This window comes from Candidatus Delongbacteria bacterium, assembly GCA_020634015.1.
GTDB lineage: Bacteria > CAIWAD01 > CAIWAD01 > CAIWAD01 > CAIWAD01 > JACKCN01.
In genome coordinates, this window is record JACKCN010000001.1 from 898,020 (window position 1) to 915,368 (window position 17,349).

The window sequence follows — 17,349 nt, forward strand, 5'->3', positions numbered from 1 at the left end:
GCAGGTCCATGAGTTCGAAAAGTTCTGCTCGGGCCGATAACGCCAGTGCAAGGATCAGCAACCGGGAAACGTGAGGGACACACATGGAAGGCTCCAGATATCACACAGCGATTCCCCAATGGAGCAGAGCTGTTCCAAGGACGCAATCTGAATGACGCGAGCTGGCCTGAGCATCTTTGAACAGGTGGAACAGGTGACAGGCAGGATACCGCCGAACGCAGTCTCAGGAGGCGGAGGGCTTGCGTTGGGTCTTGCGCAGAAGGGCCAATTGACGCTGAAGCACCATGAACTCCTGTTCCAGTTCGGAACGCACTTCGGGACTGAGCGCTTCACTGCGGAACTGGGTATTGATCTGCTGCAGTCGCTCTTGCAAAGGTTCTGCCTGAAACTTGAACAGCAGATCGCGCGTCAGCTGAAGATCACCTTCACGTGAGCCTGCAACCAGTTCGCCGATCGCCAGCTCCCGCATTGCACGGTTTTCAAGCGAATGCGCCCAACTCTCAACGCTGTGTCCGGGATCCTGGTGGGCTTCGATGGCCAGAGAGAAAGCGGACTTGAGCAGTGGGTGTCTGATCTGGCCCAGATCAAGTTCCTCAAGGATTGCATCACGAACGTCCGGATTGCGCATGAACAGGGAATACAATTCGCGAGCCCGTTTGTGTTCAGGGCCGATCCAGACTTGCTCCTGATCGTGAATGCCGGGAGCCCCTTCGCCACTTGAGCTGGCCGGCTTGACCAGAGTCCTCGCCAGGCGGCTGATCTCCTCCACCGGGATCCCACTGGCGCGATGAATCCGCTGGAATTGTTCATGGCGCAGGATAGTGTCCTGAATCCGCCCGGCACCTTCAGCGAGCCCCTGGACGAACTCGCGATACGCCTGTGGACTGGCTTCGTTCTCCGTGCGACGGTACTCCGTGATACGGTACCGGAAGTAATCTTCCGAATCTTCCAGATACTCCAGGAATCGTTCTCGCCCGTGCTCGCGCAAGGTATCATCAGGATCGAGCCCATCCGGCAACCGGCAGACCTTCAGTTCCAGTCCGGCTTCCAGAAGATTGGCCGCTCCACGGGCCATCGCGGTCTGGCCCGCCTTGTCGCCATCGTAGAGGAAAATCACCCGCTCGGCGAATCTCCTCAGCAGCATGGCCTGCGAAGAGGTCAGCGCCGTGCCGAGGCTGGCCACCACATTGCGAACTCCGGCTGTCCAGAGGCTGATCAGGTCCATGTAGCCCTCGACCAGGATCGCGCTGCGTGTCCTCCGGATTTCATTGCGGGCCTCGAAGATCCCGTAAAGCTCCCTCCCCTTGTGGTACAATTCCGTCTCGGGACTGTTGATGTACTTCGCGCCCTGCTCTTCCCCCTCGAGAACCCGGCCTCCGAATCCAATCACCGCTCCACTGACGTTCCGGATAGGAAAGATCAGACGCCCACGGTAGCGATCGTAACAGCGGCCATCATCGCGCTGCACGACCAACCCCGAACGCACCAGGTGCTCACGGGGCAACCCCAGCCCCGCAGCGTGATCCATCAAGCCACTCCAGGAGTCGGGAGCATAGCCCAGCAGGAATTGCTCGCAGGTGTCATGATCCAGGGAACGGCGCTCAAGATAACCGGGGACCGGACCGGTCCCCCGCAGCGCCGCTTTCAGATTCTGGCGGAACCAGTCCCGGGCAACCTCGTTGATCCGATAGAGTACTTCCTCGATCGACCGCTGCTCCCCGGAGTTGTCACCCGCCGGATCCAGCTGAATCCCGCAACCGTCCGCAAGCCGCTGTGCGGCTTCCCGCCACGAGAGACCTTCCGCTTCCATCAGAAAACCGATTGCGTTTCCGCCCTTTCCGCAGCCGAAACACTTGAAGATTCCCATGGCCGGATTGACGGTGAAGGACGGCGTCTTTTCCTGATGGAAGGGGCAAAGTCCCTTGAAATGTGTGCCAGCGCGCTTGAGCGTGAGGTAGCCCGAGACCAGATCGACGATGTCGACGCTGGCCAGCAGTTGCTGGATCTGGTGCTCGGGAATACGTGCCACAGCTCTTCCGCTCAGTTCTCGATCGTCACGATGGTCACGCCATCACCACCCTCTTCGGGAATGCCCAGGCGCCAGTTCGTCACACATTCGAAGCGCGCAAGATGCTCGTGAACAACCCGACGCAGAATGCCATCGCCCTTGCCATGCACGATGCAGACGGGCGACACCCCCGCGATCATGCATTCATCAATGAACGCATCCATGGCCCCCATCGCTTCATCCGCGCTCATCCCGCGCATGTCAAGACGCAAGGAGGACGGCGCACCCACCTGATGCTTCACGCCACTTCTGGTCTCGCTCCGTTTTTCTTCAGGGCCCAGAATCTCAAGAACCCTGTCGAGGGGAAAACTGAGCTTCATGATACCCGATTGCACGGTGAGTTTGCCCGAATCCACCCGCAGCACCTGCATCACGGAATCCAGCCCAGTGACGCGAACCCGATCTCCGACCGCAGGTGGCCGATCGAGACGTCGGGGTGTTTGCCGTGGTTGAAGCGCCTGCCTCCGGCTTTCCAGTTCCCTGTCCTTGTTGCGCAGGGTCTCGCGGGCTTCGGCAACCTTTTCCTTCTCGGCCCCATGCTGTCTCACATCGCGAACAGCCTTTTCCACCAGCCGATTGGCTTCCTTGAGGATTGTCGAGGCCTCGGCGAGCGCTTCGCTGCGGATCACGCGTGCTTCCTTGCGGCTCAGCTTGAGCTTGTCGCGATACTGATTGACCAGACTTTCCAGCTCGACCTCCCGCATCTCCACCACTTTCAGGGCGCGCTCACTCTGGGCGAGCCTGGACTGGAGATCCGATATCAAACGGGCGAGGTTCTTCTGTTCGTTGTCCATGAAGTGGCGTGCACGGTCCTGGATCACCTTGGGCATGTCCATCCGTTGCAGAATTTCCAGCGCATAACTGGAGCCGGGAACTCCCCCGACGAAGCGGTAGGTCGGGGTGATCTTTTCCTCGTCGAAACTCATCGAGCCATTGACGATGCCGGGCCGCTCATGGGCGAAGGCTTTGAGCTGGCCCAGATGGGTGCTGGCCACGGTCAGCCCTGAGGCCCCGGTCATCCGCTCGAGAAAGGCCATGGCGATGGCCGCGCCTTCATCAGGATCGGTGCCGCTGCCCAGTTCGTCCACCAGGAACAATCCCCGGCGATTGCGGTGCACGACAATGTCCCGGGTTCGACTCAGATGGGACGTATACGTGGAAAGGTCATTCTCGATCGACTGACGATCGCCAATGTCCGTCAGCACACAATCGAACACGGGCAGACGGCTGCCTTCGGCCACCGGCAGCGGAATTCCCGCCCGCAGCATCAGGGCGAACATGCCCAGGGTCTTCATGGCAACGGTCTTGCCGCCCGCATTCGGACCACTGATCAGCAGCACTTTCTGGTCGGGTCCCAATTCCAGGTTCAAAGGCACGACATCCGTGTTCCGCATCAACAGGGGATGGCGTCCGTCACGGATCACCAGTTCCATGGTCTGACTGATTTCCACCGGGCGTCCGCCCAGCTCGACTCCCAGCCGCGCGCGTGCCAACCACTCGTCCAGCTGTGTCAGTTGATCCCGGGTCCTGGTGATGTCGGAACGGCGCGCCCTGAACATGGAGCTGAGTTCGTGATACAGCCGGATCTCCTCGTGGCGGATCTCGGCCTGCAGTTGGTTCACCTTGCCCCGGTGTTCCAGACTGATGAATGGTTCGACGAAGAGCGTGCGGCCGCTGGCACTGCGATCCACCACAAGACCGTCCAGCTTGCCGGCTCCTCCGGCAGGGACCTGGACCACCGGCCGGTCATCGCGCCAGCCAATGTTCGTGTCCGACAGCAGTCCCTGGCGGGACCATTCCGCAACCACTTTTTCCAGTCGGTTGCGAATCCGCGACTCCTCGTGTCGCAATTCCCCGCGCAAGCGTCCCAGAATCGGCGATGCTCCATCCTTGAGCTCACCCGTTTCATCCACCTTGCGGCGCAGCGAGGTCAGTTCTTCCGAGTATTGCCCCAAGCCCTCAAGAGCGTCAGTGCAGAGCGGAAACGCACCGGGCTGTGAGGTGAAGAAAACGGACAGCTCGCCACTGAGCTCCAGCACACCGGCGAGGGCATTCAGCTGGGTACCGTCCAGAAAATCCGCTCTCTCGAGCAGGCGTTGGAGGGCTTCCTCGGCATCCGCGAGCGGAAGCAGCGAGAGGGTCCTGCGATGCTCGAGGATTTCCCGAACCTCCTGGACCAGGCCCTGCAGACGCTGGATACGCTCCAGCTTCAGCAACCAGATCGGATGTCTCAGTCGCTCCCTGGCCAGCCGGCTGGACGCAAGATCCGCCAGATGCTCCAGGAGTCGATCCATTTCAAGTACCGACAGAGTTTCGCTGGGCACGATGCGGGTGTCCATCGAGGGGCGCCCGGACCCGCTGCGTTCCGTACGGACGGCTACCTGTCCTTCGGGCGCGAGTCCTTCGGAAGAACTGTCTGGCTGGGATGGCTGGGAAGACATGCACACGTTTCCGGAACTGACCTGCAGAAGGACCACACCGACGGAGCGACCGGCAACCGGATGGAGGGTATGGATCCCAGAGTGATTGAGGGTGGGAGCATAACAATTGAGGCTTGGCCCCGGATCATCTCACGACAGCCGATGGGGGCCGGGTCAAGGGGAGGTGCTCAAGGCTACTGGGTGCTCTGGTGCAGTCGTTGAGCTTTGAAAGGCACCCTCGGAGCCACCCAGGCCGTCTGATCCGGCACGCCCCGCCGAGTCGGTTGACCCAAGACAGTCACTCCCGGAGTCGGCCCGGAGCCACCCGTCGGGAGTCCTGCTCCACCCTGATATGCCAATCCTGGCATTTCCTGATCAGGTCCCGTTCGCCGCGGGAGGCACTTCAACATGAAAATCCACCCTCGGAGCCACCCGTAAGGTGAACACGTCCCAATCAATTCAGCTGGAACGCCGCCAGGAGATGATGAACTCCGTACCCACCCCGACAGTGCTGCTGAAATCGATGCCGATTCCATGTTTGTTCAGCAGGAATCGACTGGAGGCCAGACCCAATCCGGTTCCACTGGGTTCGCCCGGGGCCGCCTCGCCGGAAAGCGGCTTCGTGGTGAAGAAGCTGTCCCAGATCTTCTCCCGGATCTCGAGCGGAATCCCCCTGCCCGTATCGATGATGTGGATCCTGCTGTAGCCTTCTCCACCATGCACGGTCCGGATGGTCAGTTCCTTGCGCTTGCAGCCATGCATGGCATCCACGGCGTTGTTGATCACGTTGGTCAGCGCCTGGGAAATGTCGCCATGAATCGCGGGCACAGGTTCCAGCAGCGGATCCAGTTCGGTCTGACAGGAGATCTCGTGCTTGAAGACCAGATTCGCCTCGAGCACCTTCAATTCCGACAGAATCAGGGCATTGATGTCCACCGCCGTCGTCCGGGGTTCCCGATCGCGACGCAGCTTGTACATGAAACTGCTGACGATGTCCTGCATGCGACTGGTCACATTGTACAGGAAGGTCATGTCATCGTTGGGCCCGTTGATCATTTCCAGCAGCTGAAGCTTGCCCTGGATGGCCTGGAGTGGACTGCTCAGGTTGTGCGCCATTCCGGACGCCAACAGTCCGATGGTGGACTGTTTCTCCTGCTCCTGAAGCAGAAACTCGAGGCGGTGGATCTGTGTCCGATCGACGAGCAGATGGACAGTCCCATTGGATTCGCCGCTGGGTCCATGCAAGGGCCAGCTGAACAGTTCGCCATGCTCGAACACGGGGCCCAGGCCTTCGGCTTCCACCGGACTGCAGTCCTGCAGGCGCTCCCTGACCATCTCATCCAGTTGGGCTGCGCGCTGTCCTGCACTGCGTAGCGCGGGCGACAGGGCACGCCCCACGATCCGGCGAATCGCACCGGAGTCGTTGGCCACGGTCGCCAGATTCGCCCGGCGTACCACACCAGCCCGATCGGCCAGCAACAATGGCCAGGGCAGGGCGTCAAAGATTTCCTCGAATTCCCGTTTGGCCTGAAGCACATTGCTCATCAGGCGCTTGCTGGCTTCCTGCTCGAGGTCCTGCAGCATCATGTCCTCGGCGCGGCGGCGGATCTGGTTGCGCAGCACACGGTCCAGGTTCAGACCGATCACAGGTTTCTGATGGAATTCATCCCCACCGTGACGCAAACGGCGTTCGACTTCGTCCGGATCAATCGGAGGATTGCCCAGCAGGATGATGGGCAGGGTCGGATGGTTTTCGCGGAACTCGCTGAGGCGCTCGGGCGGGAGCTTCTGCAGGCGCTGGATATCACACATCACCGCATGGATTCCGAACTCGGCGATCAGAGAATCCAGTTCGTCGAACTCGCTGCAGTTGAGAACGGTCACCCCATAGGGCAACAGGGAATCCGTGGTATTTCGAATGGCCTCGGCCTGCACATCCACCAGGACGCAGGTCAGCCGAGCCCGGCTGTCAAGTACTTCCGGCATCTGGGTTTGCACTCCCATTGGATCCTCCAGGCGCGATTCGAAACTGCGCATGGACAAACATTCCACCGGGAGCGTATCGGCAGGTCAGGGAAGGTTTTCCACCAAGCTGAGAACGCAGCGTTCCAGTTCGTCAATTCCTTCCCTGTATTCCTCCCAGGGGGCCTTGACGAAGTCATAGATGCCGGCATCATTGCGGAAATCGGGGTTGGGATGGAACTCGGTGATCACGGCGATCCGCTCGACCAGGTCCAGGTCACCGCCAAGTTCCTCGACCACGGCATCCACATGGTGTTGTTCCATGCAGACGATCCAGTCGGCCTCGCGCAGCAGGAAATAGGTCATGGGGCGGGACCGGAACTCTTCCAGGTCGACCCCACGCTCATCCAGGGCACGGATCGTGTTGGGCGCCGCGGGTTCGCCGGGGATCTTCAGTGTGCCGCAACTGCCCACTCGCCAGCCCTTGCGACCGCTGTGCTCGAGGGCCTGACGGCACAGGGCTTCGGCGGCCGGGCTGCGGCAGATGTTTCCAGAACAGACGAACAACAGTTGGCGTGCGCCACGGGACATGGAACCTCCTGGGTATGGAACGGGAACGGCTCAATATGCTGGATTCCCCGCAGGTTGTCCAAGCCTGTCAAACGCACAACTGCCGGACACCACTTGATGTGTCAGCAGATCCTGAACGGCGGGCGGCAAATGCGAACAACTCCAGATTCTCGACCGTTGTGGTGGAATGCCGTGTTCCAACGCTGCTGGAATCGCACCGCAGAGCACGCCGCTCCGAGCCTTGACTAGAGCAGGGATCGCAGCTCGATCAGCAGGCTCATCGCCTGCAGGGGGGTCAGGTTTTCCAGGTCCGCGCGACGCAGAAGCTCGCGCAGGTCCGAGTCCGGAGACTGGAACAAGGTCAACTGCTCAGCCACTCTGGAAGGTTCGAGCGAGCGTTGCTGCAGGCTGGGAGTCATGTCCCGCGTATACTCATTGGCTTCGAGGCGCGACAGTACTTCCCGGGCACGCTGGATCACGGTGGGCGGGATTCCCGCCATGCGCGCGACTTCGATTCCGTAACTGTGACTGCAGCCACCGGGAACCACTTCCCGGGTGAAGATTACCCTGTCGCCGAATTCCTTGACCCGGATGTTGAAATTGCGCAGGCGCACCAGGCTGCTTTCCAGATCCACCAGCTCGTGGTAATGGGTGGCGAAGAGCGTCAGCGCCTGGCTGCCCGGCCGCTCGTGCAGATACTCCGTGATCGCCCAGGCCAGCGAGAGACCGTCGAAGGTGCTGGTCCCGCGACCGATTTCATCCAGCAGGACCAAACTGGACGAGGTGGCATTGTTGAGGATGTAGGCGGCTTCGTTCATCTCCACCAGGAAGGTGGACTCACCCTTGGCCAGGTTGTCGCTGGCCCCCACCCGGGTGAAGATCTGGTCGCGCACAGGGATCGTGGCCCGGGTGGCCGGGACCCAGCTGCCCATGTGAGCCAGCAGTGTGATCAAACCCACCATGCGCAGATAGGTACTCTTGCCAGCCATGTTGGGCCCGGTGATCAGCAGCACCTGTTCACGGCTGCTGGACAGGATCACATCATTGGGCACGAAGGTTTCGCCCGGTGGCAGAACGGTCTCGATCACTGGATGGCGGGCCTGATGCAGGTGCATCTCGCCGCTCTCAACCAGTTCGGGACAGCACCAGTTCTGCCGCTGGGCCACCGCTGCCAGACTCTGCAGCCAGTCCAGTCGGGCAAGCGCCGCCGCGTTGCGCTGGAGCACGGAATAGTGCGGACGGATGCGATCGACAAGTGCCTGGAACAGGTCAAGCTCCAGGATTCCGATGCGCTCCTCGGCGTGCAGCACCTTCTCTTCCTGTTCCTTGAGCTCGGGGGTGACATAGCGTTCGGCATTGGCCAGCGTCTGGCGCCGGATATAGTTCTCGGGAACCTTGTCCAGATTGGAACGCGAGATCTCGATGTAGTACCCGAAGACCTTGTTGAAGCGGATCTTCAGGCTCTGGATGCCGCTGCGTTCGCGTTCGGCCTGTTCCACACCCCGGATCCAGTCCTTGCCGCTGACCAGGATTTCCCGCAGCTCATCGAGAACCGGACTGACTCCATCGCGGATCAGACCGCCATTCGTCAGTGACAGGGCCGGCGAGCTCACAAGTGTCTCACGGATCCAGGTTGTCACTTCGGGCAAAGGGTCCAGCTTGTCACGCAGTTCCGCCAACAAGCCGTCATGGGCGAATCCCAGGCAGTCGCGGATCCCGGGCAGCGTCTCGAGCGCTTGCCCAAGCTGCACCACATCGCGTGCATTGGCCTTGCCGGCCGCCAGACGGGCGATCATTCGCTCCAGATCCCCCACGCGGGCCAGTTCGCGTTGCAGCGTATCACACGATGAAGAATTCGGGATCAATTGGCCAATGGCGGTCTGGCGCTCGCGGATCACATCCAGTCGGGCAGGAATCGCGTGCAGACGACTCACCAGCAGGCGGTGGCCCATGGGAGTGATGCTGCGATCCAGGACACCCAACAAGGTGGGACCGGAGTCACCGGAAAGACTGCGCACCAGTTCCAGGTTACGTCGCGTGGACGGATCCAGCTGCAGATTGCCCTTGATGTCGTAGCGCCGAATGCTGACCAGATGCTCCAGCTGACGACGCAGGTTCTCCTTGGCATAGGACAGCAGGGCTCCGCAGGCGGCGATCGCACCGGGAAGCTGCTCGATGCCGAATCCTTTGAGCGAGGCGGTCCCGAAGTGTTCCAGCAGATCGCGGCGGGCGGTCTCCGTATCGAAGAACCAATCCTCCATCCGCGTACACACCGCCTTGCCGCAGAGGGCCGTCAACTGTTTGTGGGACCCCCTGGGCAGGAGGATTTCGGCGGGCTCCAGGCCGGACAGCAACATGCGCAGATCGCGTTCGCTGTACTCGCCCGTGCGGAACTCGCCCGTGGTCAGATCGGCCCAGGCAAGGGCAAACGCGCCGCCAACCGGGCAGAGCGCCGCCAGAAAATTATTGTCGGCGGAACCGATCACGGCGGGCGTGAAATTGGTCCCGGCGGTCACGACTTCCACCACATCTCGCTTGACCAGGCCTTTGGCCTTGCGCGGGTCTTCCACCTGCTCGCAGATCGCCACCCGGTAGCCGGCCTTGACCATCCGGGTCAGGTAAGGTTCCAATGCGTGATACGGGAAGCCGGCCAGCGGAACATCTTCACCCTTGTGCTGGCCACGGCTGGTCAGCGAGATGCCCAGCACCTCGTGCGCGATGCGCGCGTCATCGAAGAACATCTCGTAGAAGTCGCCCATCCGATAGAACAGCACCAGACCGGGAAACCGCTGCTTGATCTCCTGGTACTGCCGAATCATCGGGGTGGCCGCAGCGGCGGCTGAGTTGTCGCGGGTCACGGCTCCTCCCGAACCGAGCACTCGGAAATCAGACCGCGCCGCTTCCAGTCCGCGGCCATGCGTTGTGCTTCTTCTTCACTGGCCCAGCTGCCTGCCAGCGCCCGGAAGAGTCCCCCTTCTTCCACAACCCGCAAGGATTGCCCTTCGTGTTTGAGACGATTCAGCAGGCGGGACGCATTGGATTTGCTCGAGAAAGCACCCAGCTGCAGACACCAGTGCACGCGCGTGTCGGGCACGACCGCCAGACCGGGATCTCCAGCGCAGGCGAAGACCAGACCGTACAGATCGTGGAGTTGCCGTCGGCGCACATCAAGCGAGTCCAGAGCATCCGTGATGCAGAAGTGCTGCAGGATCAGCAACAGCGCCTCGCGGCGCACCCAAGCCGTGGTTGTCTCGCGGTCGAGACTGCGGATGGCGTACAGCATGGCGCGCGGGTCGCCCAGGCGGACGGCCCGGACCAGACCTTCCGCATCCTTGGGTATCACGGTCTCGCCCGACTCGGGCAATCTGCCCGCCAGCCAGTCGGCTTCGCTCCAGGCGCTGCACGCCGGCGCGGCCAGCAGCAGGCACAAAACAAACAGGCCGGGCAGAAGCCCGGCCCCGTGGTACCCGAAGAACGAGCCCCAGTGGTGTCTTGTGATCACTCTTCGACGGATTCCGGATCGGAAGAGCTTGCCTCGGCACCTGCCGGACGCGGGACGGCACGTTTGCGCCGTTCCTGCCGGGAACCTTCCATCAGGCGCTCAACCAGTTGGGACGTGAACACGATCAGTTCGCGACTGTCGCCCTTGCGGCCCAGCAGTCGAATCATCATCCGGGCAACGTCGATGCTGCGTCCTGTCTTCTCAAGCCCTTCGCGGCACAGTGTGACGGCCTGTTCAAGTTCGCCCTTGCGCTCGTAGAACTGCGCCAGAGCCACCCAGGCGTCCGGATTCTCGGGGGATTTCTGGATCACGCGACGGTACAGGGACTCCACATCCCCGAAACGTCCATTCTCGAAGTAGACCTTCTCGATGCGTTCGAACACCTGCCAGCCTTCTTCAGGCACCTCAAAGGGAATTCGCTCCCAGGCCTGCAGGGCGTCTTCGATGCGGCCTTCGATCTGGTAGGAATCACCGATCAGCAGCATCGCCTTGAAACACCGGGGATGATCCTTGAGGGCTTCCTTCAGCAGGACACGTCCCGCGCGTCCCTTGTTGGTCTGGATCTGCAGAAGGGCCAGACCGACCTTGAGTCGTGCACGGGTTTCCTTGAGGTCCTGCTGACCCAGAGTTTCGACCCGCTTGAGAGCGGCCATGGCCTCTTCAAGGCGACCCGCCGATTCATTCAGTTCAAGCAGGCGCAGTTGCACGGCAATGTTGCGCCTGTCGGCCTGAGCAGCTTTCTCAGCGGCCTGACGAGCTTCTTCGGGGCGATCGAGCAGCAGCAGGTCGTCACACAGGCTCAACTGGATCCTGGCCAGCTGGTCGGGAGCCAGCCCCGCCCGCACGGTAAGATCACGGTGGATCTTGGCCGCCCGACGGATGTCACCCAGTTCGCGGTATACATTGCCCAGTTTCTCGTAGGCCAGTACGTGATCACTGTCCGCTTCCACCGCCTGGCGGAAACACTGGGCCGCTTCGCGATAGTCCTTGCGGACCATGGCGTCCAGACCATCGACGTAGTGGTCGTGGCTCGGCCGACTGCTGCGGTTCTCGAACATCCGGTATAGAACATACAGGGCTGCGGCAACGATGGCCAGCATGATCAGGGACAGGAAGGAGGTCATCGGTCGGCTCCCTGCTGGCGAGAATCCGCGCCCCCGGCGCCCGGGAATGTTGCATCACGTTCGTCAAGCGGTCCGAAGAGTTCGTGGTCTTCGAGAACACTCATGTTGCGCAGCCGGGTAAGTTCGCTCTTCAGTTCCCGGTTGCGGCGATTGAGAGTGCGGATTTCGCTGCGCAGCCCCAGGCTGGCGAAGAAGGAAACCACTCCCCAGATCGCGATGCCGGTGGCGATCGAACCGAGCACGAGCACGGCAACGGGCATGGTGTGATACTGACCACTCCAGGGATTGTTGAGTCCCACCGGATCCAGATTCGCCGTGGCGAACCAGACGCAGAACAGCAGCACCAAAAAGGTCACGAACCAGCGCAGAAACCACATGGTGGCAGACCTCCGGAAATGCTTGGGAAGAAATCCGACCCCGCGGGCTCGGGAAGACCGCCGGAGACTTGCGTCCACCGGCGACCGCGGGTTGTTTCACGGGCGGCAAAGTACGAAAGCGCGGACGCAGGTGAAACCGCCTCCCGGACTGCCCGACAGGCGCACTCTCAGGCGCGTGCACGCCTGGGACGGGGTTTCCAGTCGGCGGGAAGGCGTTCCAGAGGGATTCCTTCAACGGCCGTGACACAGCCCTTGAGGGTGAAGTTGACAGCCCGGTCCACGGCCACCGTGACCAGAGTGCCTTCGGTCCAGCGCGGGTCCTCGGGCACGACCACCACCCGATTGCAGCTGCTGCGTCCGACCAGCTCGGAATCCTGCTTGCGACTGGGGCCTTCCAGCAGGACTTCAAAGCTGCGGCCGACGCATTCGGCGGCCTTTTCCATGGTGATGCTCTGCTGCAGGGCCACCAATTCCCTCAGGCGTCGATTCTTTTCCACGGGCGTCACATCATCCTCCCAGCGGGCCGAGGGCGCACCCTCGCGAGGACTGTACTCAAAGGTGAACGCACTTTCGAAGCGCACCTTCTCGACGAGCCGCAGCGTATCCTCGAACTCCTCGGCTGTCTCGGTGGGAAAACCCACGATGATGTCCGTGCTGAACCCGATGCCGGGGACCCGCTCGCGGGCACGCTGTACCAGCTGGGCGAATTCCTCGTGCGTATAGTGTCGGCGCATGACATCCAGTACCCGGTCGTTGCCGGCCTGCATGGGCAGGTGCATGTGCTTGCAGACCTTGGGGTTGTGGGCCATCTGGTCCATCATGGCGTCGCTGAAGTCCTTGGGGTGCGGACTGGTGAAGCGAATCCTGTCGATGCCATCCACGTGCGAGACCGCCTGAAGCAGGTCGGCGAATTGCTGGTCGCCATCCTTGTATGAGTTCACATTCTGCCCAAGCAGGGTGACTTCGCGGAAGCCCTCCCCGGCCAACTTCACGCACTCTTCCACCACCGAGGCGATGCTGCGGCTGCGTTCACGCCCACGGGTGAAGGGCACGATGCAGAAGCTGCACATATTGTCGCAACCGCGCATGACCGTGACCCAGGCATTCACCCCGGTCTTGCGGGCCGGGTAGATCTGGTCGTAGTTCTCGGTGCGATCCTTGTTGATCAGGATGTACTGCTGCTCACGGCTGACCGTGAGGTCGCGGATCACAGCTGGCAACTGGCGATACTGGTCGGGCCCGCAGACAAGATCCACGTAGGGATGGGCCGCCGTGATGCTCTCCTTCAGATGCTGGCTCATGCATCCCAGGATTCCGATGGTCATGTCTCCGGAGCGGGCTTCCTTGGCCTTCTTGTAGCGGGCCAGTTGCGCAAAGACCCGCTGCTCGGCGTTCTCGCGCACCGCGCAGGTGTTCACCAACACCACATCCGCATCATCCAGAGTGGGCACCAGGCGATGGCTGTCCTGTTCAAGCAGGCTGGCCACCAGCTCGGAATCGTATTCGTTCATCTGGCAGCCATAGGTTTCGATGTAAACCTTGAGCGAGTGCGGCATGGATCTCCCTGGGTGCTGTGCGGAAACGGGGCATTTATATAGTGAAAGCCCAGCAAGGCACAAAGGTGGCGCTGTGGTCGGGTGGCTCCGGAAGTGGCTCCGGTAGGGCCCACCCGGATGACTCCTCGGGTGGCTCCGTGGGTGGCGCCATGGCTGGATCCGTTGGTAACACCTCGGGTGGCTCCATGACTGGCTTCCTGGGTGACATCTCGGGTGGCTCCGGACGTGACTCCGTGCGAGTGGCTCCCATGGCGACACCTCGGGTGGCTCCGTGGGTGGCTCCATGGCTGGCTCCATGGCTGGATCCGTTGGTGACACCTCGGGTGGCTCCATGACTGGCTTCCTGGGTGACATCTCGGGTGGCTCCGGACGTGACTCCGTGCGAGTGGCTCCCATGGCGACACCTCGGGTGGCTCCGTGGGTGGCTCCATGGCTGGCTCCATGGCTGGATCCGTTGGTGACACCTCGGGTGGCTCCATGACTGGCTTCCTGGGTGACATCTCGGGTGGCTCCGGACGTGACTCCGTGCGAGTGGCTCCCATGGCGACACCTCGGGTGGCTCCGTGGTGGCTCCATGGCTGGCTCCATGGCTGGATCCGTTGGTGACACCTCGGGTGGCTCCATGACTGGCTTCCTGGGTGACATCTCGGGTGGCTCCGGACGTGACTCCGTGCGAGTGGCTCCCATGGCGACACCTCGGGTGGCTCCGTGGGTGGCTCTCCTGCTGACACTTCTCCGTGGCACCTGCGTGTCCGTTTTGATATCAACCAGATTGGCAGGAAGCAAGGTTGGCTCTTCGGGTGCCCTTGCACTCGACCAAGATTCGATGGCCGTACAGATTGGGTGGCTCTTCAGATGCATGGGCGACTTTCTGGGCGGCGCAGGGGGAAGATCCTGCCCAGGGATTGCCTGTTGTGCCATCGATGAACAACTCAGGAACGTGGGCGGCCCCGGTCCGGCATGTCTTCGGGCAGCGGATCGATGGAATCAACCGGATGGCCCCGCTCCTCCAGCCAGACCTGGATCAGAGCCTGCTGATGTGTGATGGACTTCCGCATCCATTGCATGCGCAACTGGGTTCGGTCTTCAGCCTCCAACTGCCAGGTGGACTCACCGGCATGCAATCGGCCAATCACCTCGTTCAACAACAGGGCCACGCTGACCGAGACATTGAAACTGCGTGTGAAGCCGTACATCGGAAGCTGGACTCGAGCATCGGCCAGCTCCAACAGCTCGGGGCTCAATCCTTCCAATTCAGTTCCAAAGCAGAGAGCCAGGGGCTGATCCAGCTCGAGCTCACTGGGAGCCATCGCCGGTGTGTGCGGGCTGGCGGCCACGATCCGGAAGCCACGCGAACGAAGTGATTCCAGACAGGCCCTGGTGTTTCCGCCACCGGGTTCTGCCCACCGAATCAGCTCCAGCCATTTGCTGCTGCCCAGGTCCACATGGGTATTGCGCCTGAATTCGAAGCGATTTTCAATCGTATGCACCTCCTGCAGTCCAAAGATCTCGCAACTGCGAAGTGCTGCGCTCGCGTTCTGCCAATTGTAGAGGTCTTCCAACACGACCGTCACCTTGCGCGTGCGCTGATCCAGCACCCGCTCGATGCGTGCCAGACGTTCAGGACTCAGCAAGGTTTCCAGCCAGGCCGCCAGTTCTGCTTTCAGGTCCAGATGCCCCCCCTCCAGATTTCTCAAAGCTGGGTACATGGCTCGGAGCCACCCGTTGGTTCCAGGCCAGCGTGCCAATAGATGAAAAGACAGCAAACCCAGCAAGCCTTGAAGCTCTCCAGCCCACCATTGCCAATATTGTCTAATTCTGAACACATCTGACACTGCCGACCTGTTCAGCGGACACTTCTTCCCCTTGAATCAAAGCTGATCTCCAAAATCGACAAACCTGTCGCTTTTGACTTCTCCAGTAAAAACAACCATCTGGCTCGACACAACGCACAGATTCACGGCCCAAACTCAGGAACGCTGCTATTTTTGACAAAACGGCACACCGATTGCGAATGCCAATGCTGTCAGACGGTGACCCCGCATTCAAAGCACACATGGCGGCAAGGCTTGTTCAAAAGAACGGGTCCTGCCAGTTCGGTGCGCTGGCCGGTAAGGGTCGCTGTTCAGGAAAGGGAAAACGAACAATAGTCCAGGAGATCACGATGAATCGACTTTCCGTACTGCTCTGCGTCGGTGGCTTTGCTGCCCTGATGGTGGCTTGTGACAGCTCCAACACTTCCCTCGTGTCGCCCATGAGTGACCAGGGTACAGAAATTGCCGGCGGAGGCAGCCACGGTGGTGGCGGCAATGGCTGCGGTGGTGGTGGAAACCACGGCGGTGGCGGCAGCCACCACGGTGGCGGCAGCCACCACGGTGGCGGCGGCAACCATGGCGGTGGCGGCAACCATGGCAACGGACATTCCTGTGGTGGCAACGGCGGAAGCCATGGTGGCCACTCCGGCGGCCATAGCGAAGGATGCAACGGTGGTGGCGGCAACCATGGCGGTGGCAATCACGGCGGTGGCCACCACGGCGGCGGCAACCACGGTGGCGGCGGCGGTTACTGCAACAATGATGGCGAGACAGCTTTTGCCTACAGCTGCGACGACGATGTGCGCATGTGTTTCGACGAAATCCAGGACAACTGCGGCAATGGCATCAATCGCTGGGGCTGGACCAATGGCGCACTGAGCGAGGGAAGCTATGCTTTCGACCTCTATGCCGGAGCCGGCCAGTGCAACATCGACGCGGGCACCCTGGTAGGTGAGGTCTTCGTGGATTACTTCGACGGCACCGCCATGGTGAGCTACATCACCTGCGGCAGCTACATGCTGGACGAAATCCACCTCTGGGTGGGTGACGACCTGCTGCCCCGCAATCATCGCAATCGTTACACGGCGGCTCCCGGCCAGTTCCCCTATCCGGTGGAAGAATTCGACGGCAACGTGCAGGAATACACCATCGAGGTGGACGACCTTGACGGCCTGATCTATGTGGTGGCCCACGCTGTGGTGAGCGGTGATTACTCCGACGGCGACTGCGGTGTGCGCGGTTGCGCCGTGGATTGTGTGGAAGGTCCTGACTTCCTTGGACTGAACCAGCTGCTGGAAGATGCCGCAGGTCTGGACGGCACCGTGACCGTGTCCGTGAGCAATCCCTCGCTGTTCGGATACTCGGCCTATTTCCCCACGCTGACCATCAGCAATGCAGAAGGCACCTCGCTGGAAGGCAGCTGGCTGGGCTGGTGCATGGATTCCGACCTGCCCATCACCGCCAGCGTGGACTACGAAGCCAATCTCTATTCGAGCTACGAAACCCTGCCCAACGGAATTCTCGAGAACCCGGAGACGCTGGATCGCGTGAACTGGATCTTGAACCAGAACTTCCAGGGACAGATCGCCCCCTGCTCGGGCGCCGCGATCAGCGCGCTGGATGTGCAGCGTGCCCTGTGGACCCTGGTGGACAACAATGTGCCCACGACTTTCGGCACCTGGAATCCCTGCCACGTGAGCTACATCCTGGACCTGGCCTCGACGATCGATTTCTACGAGCCGGCCTGTGACGGAATCATGACCGTGATCCTGGTGCCCGTGAGCTCCCCGGCCCAGATCCTGTTGGCCCAGATCCCGGTGATCTGCACCGAATGCCCCTGATCCTGCCCGGTGCGTGATGCACCCGGTGCATACGAACCGGACCGTCTGATATGCGAGGCCGCCCATCCAGGGCGGCCTCGCTGCATTCAGGCCCCCAGTACTCCTTCAACGGCAT

General features: G+C 61.3%; 11 protein-coding genes. 1 reads left to right on the plus strand and 10 read right to left on the minus strand.

The features are described 5' to 3' along the window. Window positions 1-223: 223 nt before the first annotated feature. The 10 genes from H6678_03635 to H6678_03680 all read right to left on the minus strand — a co-directional run bounded on the left by H6678_03635 (window position 224) and on the right by H6678_03680 (window position 15,288). A complete protein-coding gene (locus H6678_03635) occupies window positions 224-2,029 on the minus strand; it encodes a DNA primase (protein MCB9472885.1) in 1,806 nt (601 codons plus the stop codon). A gap of 11 nt (window positions 2,030-2,040) precedes the next feature. Further along, window positions 2,041-4,407: a Smr/MutS family protein gene (locus H6678_03640; protein MCB9472886.1), complete on the minus strand. Its 2,367-nt coding sequence runs from the start codon at window positions 4,405-4,407 to the stop codon at window positions 2,041-2,043. A 540-nt stretch (window positions 4,408-4,947) separates the two neighbouring features. Beyond that, complete coding sequence (locus H6678_03645) at window positions 4,948-6,525, minus strand: PAS domain-containing protein (GenBank protein MCB9472887.1); 1,578 nt, start codon at window positions 6,523-6,525, stop codon at window positions 4,948-4,950. A 33-nt stretch (window positions 6,526-6,558) separates the two neighbouring features. Then, window positions 6,559-7,041, minus strand: a complete 483-nt coding sequence (locus tag H6678_03650; GenBank protein MCB9472888.1) for a hypothetical protein — start codon at window positions 7,039-7,041, stop codon at window positions 6,559-6,561. A 224-nt stretch (window positions 7,042-7,265) separates the two neighbouring features. Continuing rightward, window positions 7,266-9,839, minus strand: a complete 2,574-nt coding sequence (gene mutS, locus H6678_03655) for a DNA mismatch repair protein MutS (protein ID MCB9472889.1) — start codon at window positions 9,837-9,839, stop codon at window positions 7,266-7,268. A gap of 35 nt (window positions 9,840-9,874) precedes the next feature. After that, window positions 9,875-10,522 carry an SPOR domain-containing protein gene (locus tag H6678_03660; protein MCB9472890.1) on the minus strand — a complete coding sequence of 216 codons (648 nt, stop codon included), beginning with the start codon at window positions 10,520-10,522 and terminating at the stop codon, window positions 9,875-9,877. Further along, window positions 10,519-11,646 (minus strand): tetratricopeptide repeat protein, encoded by a 1,128-nt coding sequence (locus tag H6678_03665; protein MCB9472891.1) that lies wholly within the window; start codon window positions 11,644-11,646, stop codon window positions 10,519-10,521. Before H6678_03665 ends, H6678_03660 begins: the two co-directional genes overlap by 4 nt. Beyond that, window positions 11,643-12,023 carry a LapA family protein gene (locus H6678_03670; GenBank protein MCB9472892.1) on the minus strand — a complete coding sequence of 127 codons (381 nt, stop codon included), beginning with the start codon at window positions 12,021-12,023 and terminating at the stop codon, window positions 11,643-11,645. The genes H6678_03665 and H6678_03670 overlap by 4 nt, the downstream gene beginning before the upstream one ends. Window positions 12,024-12,190: 167 nt before the next feature. After that, on the minus strand, window positions 12,191-13,579 hold the full coding sequence (gene miaB, locus H6678_03675; protein ID MCB9472893.1) for a tRNA (N6-isopentenyl adenosine(37)-C2)-methylthiotransferase MiaB: 1,389 nt from the start codon (window positions 13,577-13,579) through the stop codon (window positions 12,191-12,193). Window positions 13,580-14,511: 932 nt separating this feature from the next. Next, entirely contained in the window at window positions 14,512-15,288 is a 777-nt protein-coding gene (locus H6678_03680) for an RNA methyltransferase (protein ID MCB9472894.1), read from the minus strand. Between the two features lie 455 nt (window positions 15,289-15,743). Here H6678_03680 and H6678_03685 point away from each other — a divergent pair, with 455 nt between their 5' ends. Next, on the plus strand, window positions 15,744-17,234 hold the full coding sequence (locus H6678_03685; GenBank protein ID MCB9472895.1) for a hypothetical protein: 1,491 nt from the start codon (window positions 15,744-15,746) through the stop codon (window positions 17,232-17,234). Window positions 17,235-17,349 lie beyond the last annotated feature (115 nt).

Excerpts from the sequence above, each read along its gene's own strand:
- H6678_03640 (MCB9472886.1), bottom strand. The coding sequence starts at position 4,407 with ATGGACACCCGCATCGTGCCCAGCGAAACTCTGTCGGTACTTGAAATG.
- H6678_03645 (MCB9472887.1), bottom strand. The coding sequence starts at position 6,525 with ATGCGCAGTTTCGAATCGCGCCTGGAGGATCCAATGGGAGTGCAAACC.
- H6678_03650 (MCB9472888.1), bottom strand. The coding sequence starts at position 7,041 with ATGTCCCGTGGCGCACGCCAACTGTTGTTCGTCTGTTCTGGAAACATC.
- mutS (MCB9472889.1), bottom strand. The coding sequence starts at position 9,839 with ATGATTCGGCAGTACCAGGAGATCAAGCAGCGGTTTCCCGGTCTGGTG.
- H6678_03665 (MCB9472891.1), bottom strand. The coding sequence starts at position 11,646 with ATGACCTCCTTCCTGTCCCTGATCATGCTGGCCATCGTTGCCGCAGCC.
- H6678_03670 (MCB9472892.1), bottom strand. The coding sequence starts at position 12,023 with ATGTGGTTTCTGCGCTGGTTCGTGACCTTTTTGGTGCTGCTGTTCTGC.
- miaB (MCB9472893.1), bottom strand. The coding sequence starts at position 13,579 with ATGCCGCACTCGCTCAAGGTTTACATCGAAACCTATGGCTGCCAGATG.
- H6678_03680 (MCB9472894.1), bottom strand. The coding sequence starts at position 15,288 with ATGTACCCAGCTTTGAGAAATCTGGAGGGGGGGCATCTGGACCTGAAA.
- H6678_03685 (MCB9472895.1), top strand. The coding sequence starts at position 15,744 with ATGAATCGACTTTCCGTACTGCTCTGCGTCGGTGGCTTTGCTGCCCTG.